Source organism: Flagellimonas sp. HMM57, assembly GCF_021390175.1.
Taxonomy (GTDB): Bacteria; Bacteroidota; Bacteroidia; order Flavobacteriales; family Flavobacteriaceae; genus Flagellimonas.
The window spans coordinates 1609895-1633483 of record NZ_CP090004.1 but is presented as its reverse complement, the minus strand read 5'-3'; the positions used below and the strand labels follow the sequence as shown (position 1 = coordinate 1633483).

The window sequence follows — 23589 nt, the reverse complement described above, 5'->3', positions numbered from 1 at the left end:
CCAACCCATGTTCAAACACTTTATCAACCTTCAGTGGAAATCCTTTTTTAGGTCCGCTTCTTTCAGAACAGAAATCTGGTTTAAAATCTTAATGGCTTTTGGAGCATTATATTTTATTGGTGTTTTCTTAAGTCTAGGGGTAGGATCCTATTTTCTTATTGAAGATTTAGGTTTGGGAGACCCTTTGCGTGTGGTCAATCAATTTATCATCTACTATTTGGCTTTTGATATGGTCTTTCGGTATATGTTACAGAAAATGCCGATCACGAATATAAAGCCTTTGCTATACCTACCTTTCAAAAAAAGTCAAGTGGTATATTACTCCCTCGGAAAGACCATAGTATCTTTTTTCAACTGGTCTCATGCTTTCTTTTTTGTGCCCTTTAGTATTGTTTTATTGACAAAGGATTATGGCTTCGCAAATGTTTTGGGATGGCATTTAGGGCTTATGGCATTAATTTATTGCAACAATTTCATCAATGTATTGGTCAACAATAAGAACAATGCATTCTATTTTATAGCTGGAATTTTTATCCTTTTAGGTGTTTCGCAATATAACGGTTGGTTTGATATTACTACTTACACAGCACCGTTGTTCGATACGTTGTTCGATATTCCTGTGACAGCAATTATTCCATGGGCAGTGTTATTGGCCCTTTTCGGTTCTTCTTTTAACTATTTTAAAAAGCACATGTATCTGGATGCAGGTCTGGCTACAAAAAAATCGGAAGCTAAAACCGAAAACTTGGATTGGCTGAACCGTTTTGGAAATTTGGGAACATTTCTCAAGAACGACATCAAGTTGATCAAACGGAATAAACGATCCAGAACTTCGGTCATTATGAGCTTTGCATTTATTTTCTATGGGCTATTGTTTTTTACGGGAGCTGTAGAAGCATATGATGGTCCAGTGTGGGGGATCTTTGCAGGAATTTTTTGCTCAGGAGGATTTTTGTTCAGTTTTGGGCAGTTTGTGCCAAGCTGGGACAGTTCATATTATCCTCTGATGATGAGCCAAAACATTCGCTACCGTGAATATCTCGATTCAAAATGGTACTTGATTATAATAGCGACCATGGTCAGTACCATACTTTGTGCTTTTTACATTTTTGTAGCTGGTTGGCAAGCCTACTTGGCAATTATCGTTGGAGCTGTTTATAATATCGGTGTCAACTCGTATTTGGTACTTTGGGGAGGGGCATACATAAAAACGCCCATTGATTTAACGTCAAATAAGAAAGCATTTGGGGACAAACAGGCGTTTAATGCCAAAACACTGTTATTGACTATACCAAAATTGGTATTGCCCCTCATCATTTTTGCGATAGGATATTATGTGGTAAATCCGATGACGGGCTATCTAATGGTGGCACTCTCGGGAGTTTTGGGTTTTGTATTCAAAAACAAGGTTTTTGAACTCATTGAAAAGATTTATAAGAAGGAAAAATATAAAACATTGGCAGCTTACAAACAGAAAGCGTGACAATATGTTTATGCAAAAGCTATTTAAAGAGTTAAAACACATACCATGATATTATCGAATGACCTCTCTAAAACATATGGTTCCCAAACGGTCTTGAACATCCCCGAATTGAACATTCCAAAAGGACAAAGTTTTGGTTTAGTTGGAAACAACGGTGCTGGCAAGACCACTTTTTTTAGCCTTCTTTTGGATTTGATACAGCCAACAACAGGTCATATCACCAATAACGATGTGCAGGTAAATACCAGTGAAGATTGGAAACCCTTTACATCTGCATTTATCGACGAAACATTTCTGATAGGATATTTGACTCCGGAGGAATACTTCTACTTTATTGGGGAGTTACGGGGCAGAAACAAGGCTGATGTGGATGTGCTGTTATCACAGTTCGAAGATTTTTTCCATGGAGAAATTCTAGGGCAGAAAAAATACTTGCGGGACCTATCCAAAGGAAACCAGAAAAAAGCAGGGATTGTAGCTTCTTTTATTGGCAATCCAGAAGTTGTGATTCTGGATGAGCCTTTTGCCAATCTCGACCCTACGACCCAAATACGCTTAAAGGGTATTATTAAAGAATTGGCAACTAAGGAAAATGTTACCGTATTGGTTTCTAGCCACGACTTGATCCATGTCACTGAAGTTTGTGAACGAATCGTAGTATTGAACAAAGGTGAAATTGTAAAGGACATCCAAACTTCTGCGGAAACGCTTAAAGAACTCGAAACGTTCTTTGGGGGATAAAAAAAGCGCCTCAATTTGAAGCGCTTAACTGTTGGGTTGATACATAAACTCCTAAGACATTGTTGAAGGGTCATAGAAGAATTGGGCCTTCTTTATTTTTCCATTTTCCACCTCATATACGCAAAGCTCCTCCATTTTGCACCTGCCCATTCCCTTAAAGGTGACATCGCTGGACATGGGAACCGAAAAATGATTGCCCATGACCACGGGATCACCGACCGTGCCACCATGGGTCTCTTCGATATTGCTTGCCCATTGTTCAAAACCTTTTAGTATGTTATCAAGCCCTTCGGTTTTTTCGTTGGGCACTCCTGGCATTTCCAGGCTTACTGCGTCTTTGGAATAAAGACCATAGGCTTCATCATACTTGCCTTCCCTGCAAAGGCTTACTAATTTGTCTGCTACTTCTTGTGTTGTCATTTGTTTATATTAAATAGTTAATTAAAAACTCAGCTAGGCCAATGTCTGATTAAGATAAGTATTGAGCGGTCGAATCACTTTAAAGTGATTCAAAATCTCTTCTATCAAACTTTCAGAATCGTAAAAAGGCGCCAATGGAAATTCGGCCATGGCATAAAATTGCTTGTTTAAAACCAAATCTGTCTTTTCAGCTGCAACCATTAATTCCTTATCCAATCGTTTGGCTTTGTCTCCTTTTAGTTTTCCAAAGTTTTGGGTAAAATCCGGTTGTTGTACAATGGACAACAAAGCTTCAGGGTTTTCCGCAATTTTGTATCGAACCCTTTTTAGTTCTGACGTACCAATCATAAAAAGCCCTCCACCAACATGGATGTTTTCGGCATCAATGCCTAGATAGAAGCCAGGTAGTTCGGATTTTTTGCCCCCTGGAGAAAAACCAGCTTTCATTATGGTATGGTACGGGGATTTATCTTTGGAAAATCGAATGTCCCTATTGATACGAAACAATGCTTTTTTTGAATCCTCATCAATTTTGCTTTCCCATTGCTTTAAAGTGGGAAGAATGGCATTCAGTAGATTTAAAAATGGCATTTTGACATCATTTTCATAGCGTTTTTTGTTGGCGTGGAACCATTCTTTGTGGTTGTTTTTGGCTAATTCTTTAAAAAAGAGGCTATATGTTTCATTAATCATCTAATAAGTTTTAAGGTTTGTTTTTAATGAGACGATTTAATGGGGTTCATTTGGACAAGATTTTCAAGAATTTTCCTTAGCTAGGCGCAATGCCAGTTCTGTCAGTTCTTCCCAAGCCTCTTTTTCTGTAAAATCCACTTCATACCAACCAGATAAAGGGCCTTTATTTTTGAACGGATTGAATTCCCTAAGTTCGACATTGACTTGATCAACCTTGAAGTCTTTCCCCAATTTAAAGACCATTTTATGGCTTCTGGAAAAAAATGCAAGGACCTTGTTGTTATAGTGGATTGCAGGAGAGCCCATCATTTTTCCTTCGGTCACAAGAGGATGTTTTGAACATAGTAGTTTCCTGATTTCTTTGAACGTATCAAACTCCATAATCCAAAGCTACAAAAGAAACAGGCCCAAAAAGAGGGTATACAAGACACTTTTAAGGGTTGATTACGCCAATTTTTACGACTACATTTATCCTATAAAAGTATTGATAATGAAACATGTAAGTATTCTGGTTCCCAAAGGGGATGCAATTTTGAGCAGCATAGTAGGCCCCCTTAAAGTCTTAATGGCAGCAAATAGCCATTTAAAGCAGACTAGCGTAGCAAACGAGGATTTTTTCAAGGTCCATTTAGTGGGTTTGGAAAAGGACTACTCGTTATACAATGGTTTGTTCAGTGTTCACTGTAGCGACACCATCCATGATATTGAAAAAACCGATTTGATATTGATACCGGCGCTTAGACCGGACAAGTTATTGGAAGATTTGAGACAAAATAAGGGTTTTATACCTTGGATACTTCGACAAAGAAACCAATATGGAGCGGAAGTGGGTAGCATGTGCATTGGTGCGTTTGTATTGGCACAAACAGGCTTAGTGGACGGCAAGCAGTGTGCCACCCACTGGGCAGCAATGGATATGTTCAGGAAAATGTTTCCCAAGGTCAATTTAGTTTCCAATAGAATAGTTACCGATCAGGATGGAGTTTATTCAAGTGGTGGAGCGTACTCTTTCTTAAATTTAATGCTTCACTTGGTAGAAAAATATTGTGGTAGAGCGGTAGCTGTTTATATTTCAAAGTTCCTTGAAATCGATATTGATCGTGAGAACCAGAATCAGTTCGCTATTTTTCAAGGACAAAAAGACCATGACGACATCACTATAAAAGAAGTGCAGAAATACATAGAGCATAATGTCAACGAAAGAATATCGGTCGAAAAACTGGCAAAAAAGTATGCCATAAGCAGTAGAAATTTTGTGCGCAGGTTTAAAAAAGCGACCCAAAACACGCCCTCAGAGTACATTCAAAGAGTAAAGATAGAAGCTGCCAAGCGCAGTTTGGAGTCTACGGAACATAATGTGAACGAGGTAATGTACCAAGTCGGGTACATGGACCAAAAAGCTTTTAGAAAGGTGTTTAAAAAATATGCTGGGATTTCTCCGGTGGCCTACAAGTCAAAATACAATCGGAGCAGGTTGAGTTATGAGTATCCCACTGCCTGGTAAAACCACTTTTTTGTTAATGTTTTTGAAGCTGGTGAAAAATATTGCATTTTACCGATGAGCTATATAATATTCTCATTGTTTTTAAGTTAAGAATAAACACGATTACCTATAATTTTGAAGCTTCAACATACTTTTATTACCGTATTTGTCTTTGCAGGCCTTGCATTTAATTCGTGCTCTACCAAAAAGGACAAGTTCATCAATCGCAATTGGCACGCATTGAATACCAAGTACAACACCTTGTACAATGGTAATATTGCTTTTGAACTGGGGCGGGAAGAGTTAAATACCAGCTATCGTGACGACTATTGGGAAATACTGCCCGTAGAACGTTTGGAAGTTACCGAAGAAATCAAACTGGATTCGGAGGACAATAACCCAAATTTTATCATTGCTGAAGAAAAAGCTACAAAAGCTATTCAAAAGCACAGTATGGATATTAAGGATGAAGAGCGAAATCCGCAAACGGATGAAGCCTTCCTTTTGTTGGGCAAAGCACGTTATTTTGATCAACGTTACATTCCTGCCTTGGAATCTTTTAATTACATCCTTAGAAAATATACCGAGAGCGACAAACTGAACGAGGCTACCATTTGGCGCGAAAAGACCAATATGCGTTTGGACAATCCGGAACTGGCGATTAAGAACCTAAGACGAATGTTCAAATTCGAGAAGTTGAAGGACCAAGAGTATGCAGATGCCAACGCAGTGATAGCACAATGCTTTATAAATTTGAAGGCAAAGGATACCGCTATCCAAAAATTAAAAGTAGCACAAGCCTACACGAAGAAGAATCCAGAAAAAGGAAGATACCTATTTATTATTGGGCAGCTTTACAATGAACTAGGGTTTAAGGACAGTGCCAATTATGCCTATAACAAAGTAATTGACCTCAACAGAAGATCGCCCCGAGTCTATATGATCAATGCCCATCTAAAGAAAATCCAAAACACAGAGATTACGGATTCCAATAAGGAAGAATTACTGGAATATCTCACAGATTTGGAGGAGAATAGGGAGAACAGGCCTTTTTTGGATAAAATTTACAGGGAAATTGCACAATATCATTTGGCAAACCAAACGGACAGTTTGGCGATAGTGTATTACAATAAATCACTAAGGGCCAATCGAGGGGACCGCAAATTGAACTCCTTAAACTATCAAACTTTAGCGGATTATAATTTTGACCAGAACGAGTACAAAATTGCTGGTGCTTACTACGATAGTACGTTGACCAACCTTAAAGAGAATTCAAGAAAGCATAGAAGAATCAAAAAGAAACTGGACAATCTTGAAGATGTCATCAAGTACGAGGACATTGTACAATATGCGGACAGCACCATCACTGTTTACGAAATGCCAGAAGCTGAACGTAAAGCGTATTTTGAGGATTATATAGCGGAATTAAAGCGTAAAGAAGAGGCAGCTCTAGAAAAGGAACTAAAAAGGACCACTGCAGGTTTTGCAGCATTTGCAGAGTCCAAAGGAGGGAAAGAGAACAAAGGAAAGTTCTACTTTTATAATGTGACGAGTCTTGGATACGGAAAAAATGACTTTAAGACCCGTTGGGGAAATCGTGAGTTGGAAGACGACTGGCGATGGAGCAATAAAAATAGAGCGTTACCATCTGAAGCTACCGGGGAGGATGTTTTAGTTAACGGACAAGCTACAGAACAACTGACCGAAGAACAAAAATATTCGGTCGACTTTTATTTGGAACAGGTCCCCACAGATGTTGCCATTATCGACAGTTTACGAACTGAAAGAAATTTTGCCAACTATCAATTAGGGTTGATTTACAAAGAAAAGTTCAAAGAAAATACATTGGCTGCCGGGAAACTGGAACAAGTACTTGCCTCAAACCCAGAACAACGATTGATACTGCCTTCAAAATACAATCTCTATAAAATTTATGAAGAAACAGGTAGTCCGTTGGCACGTAACATGAAACAAGATATCATTACCAACCATGCGGACACGCGTTATGCAGAGATTCTCTTAAATCCCCAGGCCGTATTGGAAGGAAATACGGACAGCCCAGATGCGAGGTATGCTTCCTTGTACAAGCGATATCAAAAACAGGAATATCTAGAGGTAATCACCAGAGCGCAATTATATATCAATCAGTTTACGGGAGACCCTATAGTTCCCAAGTTTGAAATGTTGAAGGCAAATGCCATAGGTCGCCTTCAAGGTTTTGAGCCCTTTAAAGAGGCCTTAAATTATGTTGCGCTTACCTACCCTAACAATCCCGAAGGTAAAAAAGCGGGACAAGTAATTGCAGAGCAATTGCCAAAATTAGAGCGCAAAGACTTTTCTCCAGAAACGGGTTCTTCTGGTGCTGGAAATTGGAAAGTGGTCTTTCCTTTTAAAATAAAGAACAACGAAAAAGCGTTGAAACTTAAAAAGCGTCTTGAGGAATCCATCGTAGATTTGAAATATAAAAACGTGATTTCCAAAGATATTTATAACTTGGAGGATCAGTTTGTGGTAGTACACGGTTTCAAATCCAAAGATTTTGCACTAGGCTATGCGGAGCTTATAAAAAACAACAAGGACTACCGTATCAAAGACGAGAATTTTGTAGTTTTATCCGACAATTACAAAATAATACAAGTACACAAGAATTTAGAATCATACAAAGAACATATATTAACCCCAAAACCCTAGAAAACAATGTTTTCAGACAACAAAAAACCTCGCCCTATGACAGAATTTGGTGGACAACCCAACAGAATTGAAAAGAACACAAAGATTAAAGGTGACATTACTTCCGAAGCTGATTTCAGAATCGATGGAAAATTGGAAGGTAACGTAAAAACCTCTGGAAAAGTAGTCATTGGAAAAGATGGTTACATTAATGGTAAAGTAGAATGTGTAAACGCTGACATTGAAGGAAAGTTCAACGGAGAACTTTTGGTTAAAGATTTACTTTCTTTAAAAGCCTCTGCTTATATTGAAGGTAACGTAACCGTTGCTAAATTGGCCGTTGAGCCGGGAGCTACGTTCAATGCCTCATGTACAATGGGCAAAGGAGCTGTTGGCGGAACAGCTACACCAAATAGATTGCAGCAGCAGTCGACAAAGACCAATGAGCCAGCAAAAGTCTCCTAAAAAGAACAACCTTAAGAATGCCGCAATGCTTTCTGGTATTGCTTTTGAAATGGGTGCTATTATTTTTTTATCCGTAAAGGGCGGAAAATGGTTGGACACCCATTATGAGAACGAAAAAAATATTTTCACTGTAATTGCCACTTTATTGGGAGTGGCAATTTCGATTTGGGTAGTTTTGCAGCAACTGAAACGTATTAAGTATTGATGTCAAAACGCAACCTGCCCACTCAATTTTTTATACTTCTTGTACTATCCTTATTGCTTTCTTTTGGCATACACCTATTTGTGCTCGGCAGCAAAGACTTGCCCATATTTGACAACCTTATCGTACGGTCTTATCTGGTAAACGGTTTTTTGGCCGCCGCAGTTTTTATCTTGTTGAACCATTTTAAGGAGAAGCTAAAAAACCAGATCGGATTTTTGTTCATGGGGGGCAGCTTCTTAAAATTTATTTTTTTCTTTCTGTTCTTCTATCCAACCTACAAAGCAGATGGTGACATGTCTGCCTTGGAATTCGCGGCCTTTTTTATCCCATATGCCATAGCCTTATTTTTAGAGACTTTTTTCACTTCCAAAATGCTCAAAAATTTAGAAGATTCTTCTAAGCCATAATCCACTTAAGACACTTTTAAATAAAAGTTTGAAAGCTTTTTTCTTTTTGTTAGAAAGACTTACATTTGCACGGATTTTGAAAGACCGATATTCTGAGCAAAATGCGAAAAACTGTTTTTACAAAAATTCTTTTAGTTGCAACACTTTTTTTAGGTCAGTTCACTTTTGCAAGTGAAAAGGATAGCGAAGCCGGAAATCACGGCAAAGACCTGAAGACTGAAATAAAGGAATACATTACCCATCACCTTCAAGATTCTCACGATTTTTCATTGTTTTCTTATACCACAGATAATGGCGAACACAAATATGTTGGCTTCCCATTACCTGTTATTTTATGGGATAACGGACTAAAGGTATTTTCTTCTTCAAAATTCCACCACGGCGAAACCTTGGCTGAGGTAGATGGAAGTTATTACAAACTCTATCATAGTAAAATATATAAGACGGATGCCGAAGGAACTATCAATTATGATGAAGAGCATCATGCTACCAATGTAAAACCTTTGGATTTGTCGATTACCAAAAACGTAGTGATGATTATCATTACTGGGGCGTTAATGTTGTGGTTGTTCTCCAGCCTTGCAAGATCATATGCAAAAAACAACGGTGTGCCAACAGGGGCAGGACGGTTTTTTGAGCCCATTGTGCTCTATATAAGAGACGACATTGCAAGACCAAATATTGGTGAGAAGCGATATGGAAAATATATGCCGTTTCTATTGACCATATTTTTCTTTATTTGGTTTTTGAACATGTTCGGTATGACACCACTTGGGGTTAATGTTACGGGAAACATAGCTATAACCTTTGCTTTGGCTCTCATGGTATTCTTGATTACTAATTTTACGGGAACAAAAGACTATTGGATGCACCAGTTTAACCCGCTTGGTGATTCCATGCCTTGGTATGCTAAGATCCCATTGTACATTATATTGGTTCCTATTGAAATTTTAGGACTGTTCATTAAGCCATTTTCATTATTGATTCGTTTATACGCAAACATGCAGGCGGGCCATATTGTATTGATGAGCTTGATCGGGTTAATGTTCATCTTTAAAAGTTGGTTGGGAAGTCCATTATCCTTTGGATTGGCCTTTGCAATTTCATTGATTGAAGTATTGGTAGCATTGCTACAGGCATATATTTTCACGATGTTGTCTGCGCTGTATTTTGGATTCGCCTCTGAAGAACATGAGCACGAACATGAGGCAGAAGCTGCCCATTAATTATAATTATTCCTACCGTTGATTGAGCGTAGTCGAAATCATAGGGAGGCAACTAAATATTGAATTTTTAATTTTTAAACTAGATAGATATGGAAATTCCAGTAATGGTAGGTGCAGGTTTAGTAGTTATTGGTGTTGGTATGGGTATCGGTAGAATCGGTGGTTCTGCAATGGATGCCATAGCACGTCAGCCTGAAGCTTACGGAAAAATCCAAACAGCGATGTTGATTGCAGCAGCGTTGATTGAAGGTATTGGTTTTGCTGCTTTATTTGCAGTATAATCAGAACATCTAAGGCAAAAGGCTGTAACGGTTGGTTACAGCCCTTGCTTTGTTTAAAAATGTATACAAATAAAAAAGAATTATGGCTAAGTTATTGGAAGAGTTTTCGTTAGGACTGTTTTTCTGGCAAACCCTATTGTTTGGATTGTTGTTGTTCCTCATGTGGAAGTTTGCTTGGAAACCTATCTTAAAAGCTGTAAATGATCGCGAAGACGGTATAAAAAATGCATTGGATGCTGCTGAAGATGCAAAAAAGGAAATGCAGAACGTTACTGCGGACAGTGAAAAGCTTTTAAAAGAAGCAAGGGCAGAAAGAGAAGCGATGCTTAAAGAAGCTCGCGAAATAAAAGACAAAATTGTTGCCGATGCCAAAGAACAAGCTCAGGTAGAAGGCGATAAATTGGTCAAGCAGGCTCAAGCAACTATCGAAAGCGAAAAGAAAGCTGCTGTTGCTGACATCAAGGCTCAGGTTGCAAACCTTTCTGTGGAGATTGCTGAAAAAGTGATCAAAGAAGAACTATCTGACAAGAAGAAGCAACTGAAATTGGTCGACGACATGTTGGGCGATATCAAATTGAACTAAAAGGAGATGAACGAAAGTAGAGCAGCCATACGTTACGCAAAAGCAACTTTGGATTTCGCCATAGAAAAGAAAGCGGCGGCAGCCGTTGAAAAGGACATGCGGGAAATAGTAGCTGTAATTACCGAGAATACGGAGCTTCAAAATGTTTTGGAGAGTCCCGTAGTAAAAGGTCAGGCAAAGAAAGATGCGCTCCATGCGATTTTTAAAGGCTCACAAGAAATAACAAAAGGCCTTATCAGTACGCTTACGGACAATAAGCGAATTGCATTGTTGAAAGAAGTAGCCTTAAAGTATATCATTCTCCATGAGCAATTAAAAGGAGAGGATGTGGCCTTTGTTACTACCGCAGTTCCTTTGACGGCAGCTTTGGAAAAAAAGGTTTTGACCGAAGTCGCCAAAATAACCGGAAATAAAGTTACCATAGAAAACAAAATTGACGAAAGCATCATAGGAGGATTTGTTTTGCGTGTTGGGGATTTACAGTACGATGCCAGTGTGGCAAATAAATTGAACGGATTAAAAAGAGAATTTACAAATAGTCTATAATATTTTTTGGGGCAAAAGATGTCTTGCATCTTACGTCCCACATCTTATATCTAAATAAAATGGCAGGAGTAAAAGCAGCTGAAGTATCAGCAATTTTGAAAAAACAATTATCAGGATTTGAAGCTACCGCTTCTTTGGATGAAGTAGGTACAGTTTTGCAGGTGGGGGATGGTATTGCCCGTGTCTACGGACTCTCAAATGTTCAGTATGGTGAGCTTGTCGAGTTCGACGGTGGCATGCAAGGTATTGTTTTGAACCTAGAGGAAGATAATGTTGGTGTCGTATTGTTAGGGCCGTCCAAAGAAATCTTGGAAGGTGCAACGGTAAAAAGAACACAACGTATCGCATCTATCAAAGTAGGAGAAGGAATTGTTGGGCGAGTTGTAAATACATTGGGAACACCAATCGATGGTAAGGGCCCAATTGCCGGAGAAACTTACGAAATGCCATTGGAGCGAAAAGCACCAGGTGTAATTTACCGTCAGCCGGTAAACGAACCATTACAAACAGGTGTTAAGGCAATCGACGCCATGATTCCGGTAGGTAGAGGACAACGTGAGTTGGTTATCGGTGACCGTCAAACTGGGAAAACGACAGTTTGTATAGATACTATCTTGAATCAAAAAGAATTTTACGATGCGGGTGAACCCGTATATTGTATCTACGTAGCTATCGGACAAAAAGCATCTACAGTTGCCGCCATTGCGAAGACCTTGGAAGACAAGGGTGCCTTGGCCTATACGACCATAGTTGCTGCAAATGCATCCGATCCTGCACCAATGCAGGTTTATGCTCCTTTTGCTGGTGCCTCTATAGGAGAATACTTTAGGGATACAGGTCGTCCAGCTTTGATTATCTATGATGATTTATCAAAACAAGCGGTTGCATATCGTGAGGTATCCTTGTTATTAAGAAGACCTCCAGGACGTGAGGCCTATCCAGGTGACGTTTTTTATTTGCATTCAAGATTATTGGAAAGAGCGGCAAAAGTGATTGCCGATGACGATATCGCAAAAGACATGAACGATTTACCAGAGGTTCTAAAACCAATGGTAAAAGGTGGAGGCTCATTAACGGCCCTACCCATTATTGAAACACAGGCAGGTGACGTATCCGCATATATCCCCACCAACGTAATTTCTATTACGGACGGACAGATTTTCTTGGAACAGGATTTATTCAACCAAGGGGTAAGACCAGCGATTAACGTGGGTATTTCGGTATCTCGTGTTGGTGGTTCGGCCCAAATCAAATCCATGAAAAAAGTTGCAGGTACTTTAAAGCTGGATCAAGCACAGTTCCGTGAATTGGAAGCTTTTGCCAAGTTTGGTTCCGATTTGGATGCCGCTACATTGAACGTTATCGAAAAAGGACGTAGAAACGTTGAGATTCTAAAACAGGCACAGAATGATCCTTTTACCGTTGAAGATCAGGTAGCGATAATCTTTGCAGGTTCTAAAAACCTATTGAGGGATGTCCCTGTTGAAAAGGTAAAAGAATTTGAAACAGATTTTATAGCGTTCATGAACGCCAAGCACAGAGATGTTCTTGATACGTTAAAAGCCGGAAAATTGACAGACGAGGTTACGGACACGTTGACCGCTGTTTGTAAGGATTTATCTGGGAAATATAGAAGTTAGTATTGCGTATTGCGTAAACAGTATATAGTACGATGTAGAGTTGATGAAAATCTAACTACTGACTACTGACTAAATACTAAAAAGAATGGCCAATTTAAAGGAAATACGAAATAGGATAGCATCGGTATCATCGACTATGCAGATTACCAGTGCCATGAAAATGGTATCTGCCGCTAAGTTGAAAAAAGCCCAAGATGCTATCACCGCAATGCGCCCGTACGCAAACAAGCTTACGGAACTGTTACAAAACCTTAGTGCAAGTTTAGACGGGGATGCAGGAAGCAAATTCACGGATAATAGAACGGTAAACAAGGTCTTGGTCGTAGCTATTACATCTAATCGTGGATTGTGTGGAGCCTTCAATACCAACATCATCAAACAGAGCATATTCTTGCATGAGCAGACTTATGGAGGAAAGCAGGTAGATTTTTTGGCCATTGGTAAAAAAGGAAATGACCTATTGGGGAAAAGAGGTACGGTAATTGCCAATCATAGTCAAGTATATGATGATTTGACTTTTGATAATGTTGCCGAAATTGCCCAAAATCTAATGGATTACTTTACTGAAGGCAACTATGATAAAATTGAATTGGTATACAACAAGTTCAAAAATGCGGCCACACAAATTGTGATGACCGAACAGTTTTTGCCCTTGGTTCCTGTTGAGGGAGATACTTCTGGAGCGGCTGACTATATTTTTGAACCTTCTAAGGCAGAAATTGTTGAAGAACTGATTCCTAAATCATTAAAAACGCAATTGTATAAAGCTGTTCGAGATTCTTTTGCAAGTGAGCATGGCGCACGTATGACAGCAATGCACAAAGCAACGGATAATGCCACAGAGCTTAGAGATCAATTAAAATTGACCTATAACAAAGCAAGACAAGCTGCGATTACCAATGAGATTTTAGAGATTGTTGGTGGAGCGGAAGCGTTGAATAATTAAGCTCATCCATAGTTGATGAAAATATAATGGCCCTGCACTAATTGCGGGGCTTTTTTTATCCGACTTTTGCTGAATCATGAAATCTAAAAAAACCGCACTCCTCTTTATTTTCATTACCATTTTAGTAGATGTTATCGGCATAGGTATCATACTGCCGATTATCCCTGAATTCATAATGCAATTGACCGGTGAAGGTACCCATATGGCAGTTATTTATGGTATGTGGTTAACCACCGCCTTTGCTGGTATGCAATTTTTGTTTTCGCCTGTATTAGGTGAAATTTCGGATCAGTATGGTCGCAAGCCTATTCTGCTATTGTCCCTACTGGGGTTGAGCATCGACTATTTGATCCATGCATGGGCGCCTACAATCATATGGTTGTTCGTAGGACGGTTTTTAGCAGGAATCACTGGAGCAAGTTTTACGGTCGCTTCTGCTTATATAGCCGACATAAGCACCAAGGAAGAAAAAGCAAAGAATTTTGGTTTGATTGGTGCGGCATTTGGTTTGGGTTTTATTATTGGCCCTGGTATTGGTGGTTTTTTTGGCGATATTGATATTAGACTTCCATTTTACATTGCTGCAGGACTCACCTTTGCCAATTTTCTCTTCGGATGGCTATTCGTTCCAGAATCTTTGGTAAAAGAGAATAGAAGGTCGATAAATGTGATGAAGATGATACCCGGTGTTTCGTTGGTTGCTCTAAAAAACTACAAAGGCGTCTTACTGCTGATATTTGCTTTTTTCTTGGCCAACTTGGCTGGGCAAGCCTTACCGTCAGTTTGGTCGTATTATTGTATTGAACGTTTTGATTGGAATCCAAAACAAATAGGACTGTCTTTGGTGGTCGTAGGTCTTTTGGTTGCTTTTGTACAAGGGTTTTTAGTGGGTGCAGTGGTCAAAAAGTTTGGAAAGCGCAACGTCGTTACCTTTGGGTTTTTGTTGTGGACTTTTGGTATGTTCCTCTTCTCGCAAGCTGATGAACCCTGGATGCTCTATGCGTTTTTGATACCCTATGCCCTTGGTGGAGTGGCGGGGCCAACCGTACAGGGGATTATCTCCAACCAAGTTTCAGAAAAAGAACAGGGGATTTTACAAGGCTCCATAACAAGCTTAGTAAGCATTACCGCTATTTTAGGACAATTAGTGTTCTCTCCGGTATTTTACTACTTTATCCGTCCTGAAGGGACCATTTATTTTCCCGGCGCATCCTACGCACTTGCAGCCGTATTTCTAGCTATTGCTTTTGTTTTTGCAACAATCGCCATGAAACGTATGAAAATTGATGAAATTGAGGTCGAGAGCGTGATAGAAAACTAGTTTTTGGTTTTATTGATGTCCGGTGTCTGAAATTGAAAGTTGAAAGTTGAAAGTTGAAAGTTGAAAAAAGGTGCTGAAAATAAGATTTTTAACTCAGAACTCAGAACTCAGAACTCAGGACTTTCTTCCACCAAAACCTTTACCTTTCACCCTTGACCAGTCCACAAAAAACTTTCCACTTCGTATTTCGTACTCCGTACTTCGAATCACTTCTTCAAAGGGGAATCAATACTGTTGGCGTGGTGAATGTCTATATACTTTTGGTTCAGCTCGTCCGAATCTTTATACTGCACGCGTAATTCTTCCAATTTTTTCTTGAGTTCCACAACCACATCCACATATGTGGGATCATCATATACATTATTCATTTCTTGAGGGTCTTTCTTTCGATCATACAGTTCCCATTCATCCACATCATAATAAAAATGAGCTAGTTTGTAATCTATGGTCACGATACCGTAATGGCGTTTTACCTGGTGTACAGCTGGATATTCGTAATAATGATAGTATACCGCATCTCTTGTCCATGCACCTATGTTCGATGTTAAAAGCGGCATCAAGCTTTCGCCCTGCATATCAGTGGGCGCTTCGATCTGGGCAGCTTCCAAAAAAGTTTGGGCAAAGTCCAGGTTCTGTACCATTTCTTCACTGGTAATTCCGGGTTTTATCCGATTTGGCCATTTGATGAGCAATGGTGTTTTAAACGATTCGTCATAGATAAAACGCTTATCAAACCATCCATGTTCTCCCAAATAAAAACCTTGGTCCGAAGTATACACGACCATGGTATTGTCCGCTAATTGGTTTTCATCCAAATATTCGAGCAACCGCCCCACATTGTCATCTACGGAAGAGACACAGGCCAAATAATCCTGCATGTACCGTTGGTATTTCCATTTCATCTTTTCCTCATCGGTCATCGTAGGCCAATTCTCCTCAAAATCTTTATTGATTTCATCCAAAATAGGCTCGTAAAGTGCTTTTTGCTCCTCATTTACGCGATCAGTGTAGGGCATTTGAAACCCACCCTTATATTCCCGCACCTTTGGGCTCAAATTTTTCATGCGTTGGGTCACCTCAGGTCTAATCTTACTGTCGTGATTGTACATCATGTCGTGCAGTAGGTTCATTTCGGCAGTTTTGGCAGCTGTTCCTCTATTCTTGTAGTCATCGAACAACGATTCTGGTTCTGGAAATTTCTTGCCCAAAAACTCTTTGAACTTATCCGGTCTGGGCCACCAAGGTCTATGGGGAGCCTTGTGCAAGTACATCAGCATAAAAGGCTTTAACGTATCTCTTTTTTTGTCCAGCCAATTCAAGGTTAGGTCAGTAATAACATCGGTAACATATCCTTCAATTCGTGTTGTATCGCCTGTTTTGGTAATAAAATCTGGATTAATGTACGAACCTTGGTCCGGTAAAATCATAAACTCATCCACGCCTTTTGGGTTATTGCCAAAGTGGAGTTTTCCAAACATGGCAGTTTGGTAGCCTGCTTCTTGAAAAATTTGTGGAAACGTAACCTGAGTCGTATCAAAAGGCATTTGATTGTCCACTTTTCCATTGATATGTGTATGTTTTCCGGTTAAAATTGTAGCTCGTGAAGGAGCACAAATGGAATTGGTGACACTGGCGTTGGTAAAAACAATACCTTCCTTACCTATACGGTCAATATTTGGAGTTTCTATCAGATGGTTACTATATGCGCTAATGGCCTGGTAGGCATGATCATCGGACATGATAAAAATGATGTTCGGTTTTTCATGGACCACTTTATCGGCTTCCTTTTTCTTTTCAGCACAAGAAAATAGGATAAGAAAGGAAAGGAAAAATAACAATGGTTTTGTTGGAGTTTTCATGAGCCAAATAGTTTATACCTAAAAATATAAATTATTTAGGCGCAATGCGGTTTTGAGCTCAAGTTTTGGATATGTCCCCATAAAGAGAATTCCGAGGTATGTAAAACGCAGAAAAATAGGGTCTCGTCATATAGTTTTTGGGTTTTATGTAACTTGCGGTCACCTTACCATAGGTTTTTTAAGACTGAATCCCCATTGAACCCGTTAAAAAAACTTTTTAAACAGACTTTTATCTATGGCCTTGCAACCGTTTTGCCAAGGGTCATTTCATTTTTTTTACTTCCGCTGTACACGTCGGTCTTTGAGAATGCTTCGGGTTATGGGCAGTATGTAAATATTTATTCTTGGATCGCTATTTTCAATGTGTTCTTGGCCTATGGTATGGAAACCGCCTTTTTTCGGTTTTATCATAAACAAGAGAATAAGAGTACCGTTGTTTCCACGTCATTGATATCCTTATTGATATCATCCCTATTGTTTTTGATTGTGGCTATGGTAGTAAAAGAAAGTCTTTCCGATTTTACCAACATCAACCCCGATTATATAAAATTCACTGCCTATATTCTGGTGTTGGACGCCTTGGTAATAATACCTTTTGCACTCTTAAGGGCACAGGAAAAACCGATGAAATATGCGGTGTTCAAAAGCATCAATGTCATCATAAACTTATCGTTCAATGTTTTTTTCTTACTCATTTTACCAAAAATCGCTCAAGAAAGCGCAGATAGGGTTTTGAACAGTATTTATAAAGCGGATTGGGAGATTCAATACATTTTTATCTCCAACATTATAGCTAGTGGTGTAACGCTACTGATATTATTGCCTACTTACTTTAAAGTCTCCTATACGTTCGACGCTGCCCTATGGAAACGAATGTTGAAATACGCTGGTCCTGTAATGGTAGCCGGTATTGCCTTTACGATTAACGAAGTCGTGGATAAAATTTTGTTGACCGCCATATTACCGGAAGGTATAGCGGAAGCAGAAGTTGGTAAATATGGTGCTTGTTACAAATTGGCACTTTTTATGACACTTTTTGGAACTGCTTTTAGAATGGGAGTGGAGCCATTTTTCTTTAGTCATGCCAAAACAGAAAACTCTAAAGATACCTATGCCCAGATTACCAATTATTTTGTGATTTTAGGTAGTTTGATTTTATTGGGCGTTGTGGTATTTGTAGATGTTTTAGGAAAGTTTTTGCTTGGAAAAGCTGTCTACTGGGAAGCATTGGACATTGTACCTATTATTTTATTGGGAAGTTTTTGTCTGGGAATTTATCACAACTTGTCCGTTTGGTATAAGGTCACAGATCGGACCAAGTTTGGAGCCTACATATCTTCTGTAGGTGCATTGATTACGTTGGGAATCAACATTATTTTTATCCCAAAGATTGGTTATTTGGCTTCCGCATTGGCAACATTGGCAGCCTACGCCAGTATGATGTTGCTTTCGTATTACTTTGGAAGAAAGTACTATCCAGTTCCCTACAACATGCGGAAAATAGTGTTTTATCTTTCGGTTTCAATTTCTTTCTCTGCATTGTCCTTTTATGTGTTTAACCGAAATTTAATAGCGGGAGGCCTACTACTTTTGTTATTTTTGGGGATGCTTTACAAATTGGAAGGCGATAAATTAAAAAAGATATTTCTACAACGTGAAAGTTAACATCATCAATACATCTGCACATCAATTGCCACATTATGAAACGGTTGCATCTGCAGGTATGGATTTAAGGGCCAATTTACAAGAGCCCATTACACTAAAGTCATTGGAAAGAGCGATTATACCGACTGGAATTTTTATTGAATTACCCGTTGGGTATGAAGCACAAGTGAGACCTCGAAGCGGATTGGCGGCTAAAAAAGGAATTTCTGTCCTGAATGCGCCAGGTACTATTGATGCGGATTACCGTGGTGAGATTGGTGTCATTTTGGTCAATCTTTCTCATGAAGATTTTACGATTGAGGACGGAGAGCGCATTGCCCAAATGGTCATTGCCAAACATGAGCGTGCGGAATGGATAGCAGTTGAATCGCTTTCCGATACAGAACGTGGTGCTGGAGGATTTGGAAGCACAGGAAAAAAATGAAACTACGTGGATAAAGGAAGCACGTTGTTATTACAATAAAGCAAAAAGATAAAAGTTTAATTAAAAGACACCAGCTTTAACAAGCAACTATATGAAAATTATTGTACCCATGGCCGGTCGCGGCTCAAGATTACGCCCACACACATTAACCGTACCCAAACCCTTAATCCCGGTTGCTGGCAAACCTATTGTCCACAGATTGGTAACCGACATTGCCAAAGTCTTGGGGGAACAGATTGAAGAAGTAGCCTTTATCCTTGGGGACCCAGCTTTTTTTGGCGATGATGTAGTCGATAGTTTAATGCAATTGGCAAAAAACCTTGGCGCCAAAGGCTCTATCTATCGACAAGATGAACCCCTAGGTACGGGCCATGCCATTATGAGTGCCAAAGAATCGCTTAGCGGTCCAGCCGTAATTGCCTATGCCGATACCCTAATCCGTGCCGATTTTGATTTGGACAAATCTGCGGACAGTGTTATATGGGTAAAGCAGGTGGATAGACCGGAAGCATTTGGTGTGGTAAAACTTAGTAAACAAAACGAAATCGTGGAGCTGGTCGAAAAACCCCAAGAATTTGTCTCGGACCTGGCGGTCATTGGAATCTACTATTTTAAAGATGTGGCTGTGCTCAAAAATGAATTACAGTACGTTTTGGACAACGATATCATTAATGGAGGTGAGTATCAGATAAATGATGGTATTAAGCGAATGATGGAAAAAGGGATGAAGTTTGTTCCTGGAAAAGTAGACGAATGGATGGACTGTGGAAACAAAAATGTAACCGTGGAGACCAATCAGCGCATGCTCGGTTTTTTGGAAAAGGATGGTGAAGAGTTGATTTCCAAATCGGTCCAAAAAGAAAATGCGAACATTATCGAACCTTGTTTTATTGGTGAAAATGTAGTACTAAAAAATACCACTGTTGGACCTTATGTTTCCATTGGAGACAACACAACAGTTGAAAACTCAACCGTTAAAAATAGTTTAATCCAAACCAATACCAGTATCAAAAATGCTAACTTGGATAATGCCATGATCGGCAACCAAGTGGTTTTTGATGGTAATTTTGAAACGATAAGTATAGGAGATTACTCGGTTATGGAATAATTGTTGTTATCAAATCACGAGAGTTAAATTCGTGGTGTTATGGTTCAACTGAAGAGCATATTGAGTCTTGTCATTTGTTTTAATTTTTTGTTTTCAAAAGCGCAGTCAATTGAAAAAAATGAGTTAAAATTTATTCAGAAAAATTGGGTTGTATCTAATCTTGAATCTAATGAGAGCAAGTTAGTTTACAGAGATAAGAATCATTTTTTTGTTAACAGCAATTTACAGATCAATAGACCAAGAAGGAGATGTGGAAATGAATATTTCAGCAAAAAGAAAGAGGCTCTACCAAAGGTTATTTATAACATCGAATGGGAATTAATAAACATAGGTGAATTGCAGATTGTAAGAATCAAAAATCAAAGGGTTGATGAGTTTAAAGAAACAGTGCTTTTGAAAGAAGCGTTTTTTGAACTTGAAGAGCTCACAAAGCACAAAATGGTTTTAATCAGATTGTAGAAATCAAAATGAAGATGAACGAATTCTTAAGAAACATATCTTTTTTTGTCTTCGGATTACTATTCTCTACTACTTTTTACTCCCAAGAAGAAGAGAAAATCAATGTCGAGCAAAGTTCCGAAGTCTTTCTTGAAGAATATACCGATGAGTTTCAAGAAGCGTTTTTTGAAGCTTTAAAACAAAAGGGTATACAAAACTATGATAGGGCTATCGACTTGTTTCTGGAATGCAAACGCATAGAGCCAACAAATAGCGTAATCGATTATGAGTTGGCGAAGACCTATTTTTTGGATAAACAATACATTCAGGCGCAGCAATATTCAATTGAGGCATTGGTTGCCCAACCAACGGATTACTGGCACTTAGAAGTTCTTTTAAACATTTTGGAAAAACAGGGAAGCAATATTGATATTGTTCAATCAAATATTCCGTATACAAACAAAAAACTGCAGGAAAACCTTGCTGTTCTTTATTTTAAGAGAAAAAAGTACAACGCAGCTTTGAAAGTGTTGGAAAGCTTTGAAAATTCCCAGTTTGCAACAGATTTAGCACGTAGAATAAACGATTCTATACAAAAGAATACTATAACACGGACAACGACATTTTCTTATGAGGTAAAACCATCTGTGGAAGATGACCCTGTTGCCCAATACAAATCAACTATTGAAGCGTTATTGGAAAAAAGAGCTTATAAACAGATGGAAGAGGTGTCTCAAGAGGCATTGGACTCCTATCCGTTACAACCCTATTTTTATTATGCTTACGGAACTGCGCTAAATGGTGTTTCCAAGTCTTCAAAAGCTACGGAAGTTTTAGAGAGTGCTTTGGATTATTTGTTTGATGATACCGCTTTGGCCAATAAAATTTACAAAGAACTATCCAAAGCTTATATGGCAATTGGCAATACATCAAAGGCCAACGAATATGCCAATAAAATTAAACCTGGACTCTGATGGAATTAACTTTAGATAGGATAAAAGCACAATCGGCAGCATTACTTTTTTTAGTACTGATTTTTGGTGCCTGTAAATCCAAAAAAGCGGTTACTGGGGGCAATATTGATGAAGGAATCTCAACAAAACGGATTATAGCAAAACATTACACAAATCAACTTGATTTTAAAACATTGAGCGGGCGTGTAAAAATCGATTATTCCAATGGTGATGAAAGCCAAGGTGTAACGGTGAGCTTGCGCATGGAAAAGGATAAAGTCATCTGGATAAGCGCTCCCTTGGGCATGGTGAAAGCACATATTACCCCAGAACGGGTATCATTTTACAACAAGTTGCAAAATGAATATTTTGATGGTGATTTTAGTTATCTGAGTGGCCTCTTAGGAACTGACCTCGATTTTGATAAAGTTCAAAACTTATTGTTGGGCAATGCCATTTTGGACTTAAGGGAAGAAAAGTATACATCTACGGTAAACACAAAAAGTTATCAGTTGAAACCTAAAAAAGCCCGGGAACTTTTTAAAATTCTATTTGAACTAGAGCCCAAAAACTTTAAAATAGCGACACAGGAAATTTCCCAACCAGAGAAAGAAAGGCAGCTTTCCGCAAATTATACCTATCAAGATATTTCTGGAAGGGTCTTGCCCGACGAAATCAAAATTGAAGCTAGGGAAGAAGATGAAAACACGAATATAGATTTAAGCTTTAAGAGCTTGGAATTGAACAGGACATTGAATTTTCCATACAAAGTTCCAAAAGGATTTGATAAAATAGTATTAAAGTAATATGCTGGATAAGATTCCATATCGTACTCTATCACTGTTGATTACTTTTTTTATTTCAACAAATTGCTTTACACAGACCAGTGAACAAAAGGCGCTGGAAGCCAAGCGGGAGAGACTGCAAAATGAAATTAAGGAAATTAATAGATTGCTCTTCGCAGAAAAAAAAGAGAAGGGTACGGTATTGGATCAAATGGAGGCTTTAGACAAAAAAATAAATGTAAGCCAAGAACTTATAAGAGTCACCAACCAACAATCCAACTTGCTCAATAGGCAGATCAATGTAAACATAAGGAACATAAGTAAGCTAAGAGAAGACCTTAAAATTCTAAAGACCGATTACGCAGAGCTTATTCAAAAATCCTATCAGAATAAGTCGCAGAACAATCGCTTAATGTTTTTATTGTCTTCAGAAAACTTCTATCAAGCATTTAAAAGGCTTCAGTATATGGAACAATATGCTAAGCATAGAAAGAAGCAAGGGGAGGACATCATTAAAAAAACAGACGAGTTAGCTGTTTTAAACAGGGATCTGGTCGAACAGCGAAAGACCAAGGAACAACTTCTGGCAGAAAACAAAAGAGTTAAAAACAAACTTTCTGCAGAGATAGCCACGCAAAAGAATTTATTGCGAAGCATACAACAAAACGAGACCAAGTACACTGCTGCAATTGCCAAAAAACAAAAGGAAGCCCGCAAAATAGATAGAGAGATAGAAAGGCTCATAAAAAGTGCCATTGTAAAGACGAATAAGAAAGCTGGTAAGTCCAGTAGCACCAAGTTTGTACTTACCCCCGAAGCCAAATTGGTGGCTACCAACTTTTCTTCTAACAAGGGCAAACTGATTTGGCCAGTAGAAAAAGGGGTTAAAAGCCAGGGATATGGAGTTTATAGTGACAAACTGTACCCTGGTATAAAACACAGGAACAATGGGGTCACCATTGCAACGGATAAAGGCAGCAAGGCTAGAGCGATTTTTGAAGGTGAAGTAATAGCTATTCTATCTGTACCAGGGGGTAGTAGAGGAGTGCAGATAAAGCATGGAAATTATATAAGCACATATTATAACTTATCCAATGTGTATGTTAAAAAGGGCGATAAAGTCTCGGTAAAAGAGGCATTAGGAGATATTTATACCAATCGGTTTGATGGCACAACGAAGCTGAAATTTTATTTGTATCAGGATTCTAATCGACTTAATCCGGAAGATTGGATCTATCAATTATAAC

The 23589-nt window shown here is 38.8% G+C and carries 25 protein-coding genes; 21 read left to right on the top strand and 4 right to left on the bottom strand.

The genetic code is table 11. The features are described from left to right. Nucleotides 1-7 precede the first annotated feature (7 nt). Entirely contained in the window at nucleotides 8-1483 is a 1476-nt protein-coding gene (locus LV716_RS07310) for a DUF5687 family protein (protein ID WP_163417094.1), read from the top strand. A gap of 45 nt (nucleotides 1484-1528) precedes the next feature. Continuing rightward, nucleotides 1529-2224: an ABC transporter ATP-binding protein gene (locus tag LV716_RS07305; RefSeq protein ID WP_163417093.1), complete on the top strand. Its 696-nt coding sequence runs from the start codon at nucleotides 1529-1531 to the stop codon at nucleotides 2222-2224. A 51-nt stretch (nucleotides 2225-2275) separates the two neighbouring features. Here LV716_RS07305 and LV716_RS07300 read toward each other — a convergent pair whose 3' ends face one another. From LV716_RS07300 to LV716_RS07290, 3 genes are all read right to left on the bottom strand, one after another. Further along, on the bottom strand, nucleotides 2276-2644 hold the full coding sequence (locus LV716_RS07300; RefSeq protein ID WP_163417092.1) for a nuclear transport factor 2 family protein: 369 nt from the start codon (nucleotides 2642-2644) through the stop codon (nucleotides 2276-2278). 33 nt (nucleotides 2645-2677) lie between these two features. Further along, nucleotides 2678-3337: a DUF2461 domain-containing protein gene (locus tag LV716_RS07295; protein WP_163417091.1), complete on the bottom strand. Its 660-nt coding sequence runs from the start codon at nucleotides 3335-3337 to the stop codon at nucleotides 2678-2680. Between the two features lie 63 nt (nucleotides 3338-3400). Beyond that, entirely contained in the window at nucleotides 3401-3661 is a 261-nt protein-coding gene (locus LV716_RS07290; protein ID WP_163417090.1) for a hypothetical protein, read from the bottom strand. A 166-nt stretch (nucleotides 3662-3827) separates the two neighbouring features. On the opposite strand from LV716_RS07290, the gene LV716_RS07285 reads away from it, so the two are divergent. The 12 genes from LV716_RS07285 (at nucleotide 3828) to LV716_RS07230 (ending at nucleotide 15110) form a co-directional block, all read left to right on the top strand. Continuing rightward, the gene (locus LV716_RS07285) at nucleotides 3828-4841 is read left to right on the top strand and encodes a GlxA family transcriptional regulator (RefSeq protein ID WP_163417089.1); all 1014 of its coding nucleotides are present in this window, start codon (nucleotides 3828-3830) and stop codon (nucleotides 4839-4841) included. 114 nt (nucleotides 4842-4955) lie between these two features. Beyond that, nucleotides 4956-7511: a lipopolysaccharide assembly protein LapB gene (locus tag LV716_RS07280; protein WP_163417088.1), complete on the top strand. Its 2556-nt coding sequence runs from the start codon at nucleotides 4956-4958 to the stop codon at nucleotides 7509-7511. A 6-nt stretch (nucleotides 7512-7517) separates the two neighbouring features. Then, the gene (locus LV716_RS07275; RefSeq protein WP_163417087.1) at nucleotides 7518-7955 is read left to right on the top strand and encodes a polymer-forming cytoskeletal protein; all 438 of its coding nucleotides are present in this window, start codon (nucleotides 7518-7520) and stop codon (nucleotides 7953-7955) included. Beyond that, the gene (locus LV716_RS07270) at nucleotides 7933-8160 is read left to right on the top strand and encodes an AtpZ/AtpI family protein (protein WP_163417086.1); all 228 of its coding nucleotides are present in this window, start codon (nucleotides 7933-7935) and stop codon (nucleotides 8158-8160) included. Before LV716_RS07275 ends, LV716_RS07270 begins: the two co-directional genes overlap by 23 nt. Next, nucleotides 8160-8567, top strand: coding sequence for a DUF6168 family protein (locus tag LV716_RS07265; RefSeq protein ID WP_163417085.1), 408 nt, complete (start codon nucleotides 8160-8162; stop codon nucleotides 8565-8567). The genes LV716_RS07270 and LV716_RS07265 overlap by 1 nt, the downstream gene beginning before the upstream one ends. Before the next feature lie 101 nt (nucleotides 8568-8668). Beyond that, the gene (gene atpB, locus LV716_RS07260; RefSeq protein ID WP_163417084.1) at nucleotides 8669-9793 is read left to right on the top strand and encodes a F0F1 ATP synthase subunit A; all 1125 of its coding nucleotides are present in this window, start codon (nucleotides 8669-8671) and stop codon (nucleotides 9791-9793) included. An 89-nt stretch (nucleotides 9794-9882) separates the two neighbouring features. Next, nucleotides 9883-10074, top strand: coding sequence for an ATP synthase F0 subunit C (gene atpE / locus LV716_RS07255; RefSeq protein ID WP_112378043.1), 192 nt, complete (start codon nucleotides 9883-9885; stop codon nucleotides 10072-10074). Between the two features lie 82 nt (nucleotides 10075-10156). Further along, on the top strand, nucleotides 10157-10657 hold the full coding sequence (locus LV716_RS07250) for a F0F1 ATP synthase subunit B (RefSeq protein ID WP_163417083.1): 501 nt from the start codon (nucleotides 10157-10159) through the stop codon (nucleotides 10655-10657). A 6-nt stretch (nucleotides 10658-10663) separates the two neighbouring features. Next, nucleotides 10664-11203, top strand: coding sequence for an ATP synthase F1 subunit delta (gene atpH, locus LV716_RS07245; protein WP_163417082.1), 540 nt, complete (start codon nucleotides 10664-10666; stop codon nucleotides 11201-11203). 59 nt (nucleotides 11204-11262) lie between these two features. Further along, nucleotides 11263-12843: a F0F1 ATP synthase subunit alpha gene (gene atpA, locus LV716_RS07240; protein ID WP_163417081.1), complete on the top strand. Its 1581-nt coding sequence runs from the start codon at nucleotides 11263-11265 to the stop codon at nucleotides 12841-12843. Between the two features lie 85 nt (nucleotides 12844-12928). Beyond that, nucleotides 12929-13789: an ATP synthase F1 subunit gamma gene (gene atpG, locus LV716_RS07235; protein WP_163417080.1), complete on the top strand. Its 861-nt coding sequence runs from the start codon at nucleotides 12929-12931 to the stop codon at nucleotides 13787-13789. A 76-nt stretch (nucleotides 13790-13865) separates the two neighbouring features. Then, on the top strand, nucleotides 13866-15110 hold the full coding sequence (locus LV716_RS07230; RefSeq protein WP_163417079.1) for an MFS transporter: 1245 nt from the start codon (nucleotides 13866-13868) through the stop codon (nucleotides 15108-15110). A gap of 206 nt (nucleotides 15111-15316) precedes the next feature. On the opposite strand, the gene LV716_RS07225 is transcribed toward LV716_RS07230, so the two are convergent. After that, nucleotides 15317-16969, bottom strand: coding sequence for a sulfatase (locus LV716_RS07225; RefSeq protein ID WP_163417078.1), 1653 nt, complete (start codon nucleotides 16967-16969; stop codon nucleotides 15317-15319). 195 nt (nucleotides 16970-17164) lie between these two features. On the opposite strand from LV716_RS07225, the gene LV716_RS07220 reads away from it, so the two are divergent. The 7 genes from LV716_RS07220 to LV716_RS07190 all read left to right on the top strand — a co-directional run bounded on the left by LV716_RS07220 (nucleotide 17165) and on the right by LV716_RS07190 (nucleotide 23588). Next, the gene (locus LV716_RS07220; protein WP_163417077.1) at nucleotides 17165-18634 is read left to right on the top strand and encodes a lipopolysaccharide biosynthesis protein; all 1470 of its coding nucleotides are present in this window, start codon (nucleotides 17165-17167) and stop codon (nucleotides 18632-18634) included. Next, nucleotides 18624-19058: a dUTP diphosphatase gene (gene dut, locus LV716_RS07215; RefSeq protein ID WP_163417076.1), complete on the top strand. Its 435-nt coding sequence runs from the start codon at nucleotides 18624-18626 to the stop codon at nucleotides 19056-19058. Before LV716_RS07220 ends, dut begins: the two co-directional genes overlap by 11 nt. 91 nt (nucleotides 19059-19149) lie before the next feature. Continuing rightward, on the top strand, nucleotides 19150-20166 hold the full coding sequence (locus LV716_RS07210) for a sugar phosphate nucleotidyltransferase (protein WP_163417075.1): 1017 nt from the start codon (nucleotides 19150-19152) through the stop codon (nucleotides 20164-20166). A 39-nt stretch (nucleotides 20167-20205) separates the two neighbouring features. Beyond that, nucleotides 20206-20625: a hypothetical protein gene (locus LV716_RS07205; protein ID WP_163417074.1), complete on the top strand. Its 420-nt coding sequence runs from the start codon at nucleotides 20206-20208 to the stop codon at nucleotides 20623-20625. 14 nt (nucleotides 20626-20639) lie between these two features. After that, nucleotides 20640-21578, top strand: coding sequence for a lipopolysaccharide assembly protein LapB (locus LV716_RS07200; protein ID WP_163417073.1), 939 nt, complete (start codon nucleotides 20640-20642; stop codon nucleotides 21576-21578). Continuing rightward, entirely contained in the window at nucleotides 21578-22363 is a 786-nt protein-coding gene (locus tag LV716_RS07195) for a DUF4292 domain-containing protein (RefSeq protein WP_163417072.1), read from the top strand. The genes LV716_RS07200 and LV716_RS07195 overlap by 1 nt, the downstream gene beginning before the upstream one ends. A gap of 1 nt (nucleotide 22364) precedes the next feature. Next, nucleotides 22365-23588: a murein hydrolase activator EnvC gene (locus tag LV716_RS07190; RefSeq protein ID WP_163417071.1), complete on the top strand. Its 1224-nt coding sequence runs from the start codon at nucleotides 22365-22367 to the stop codon at nucleotides 23586-23588. Nucleotide 23589: the final 1 nt, after the last annotated feature.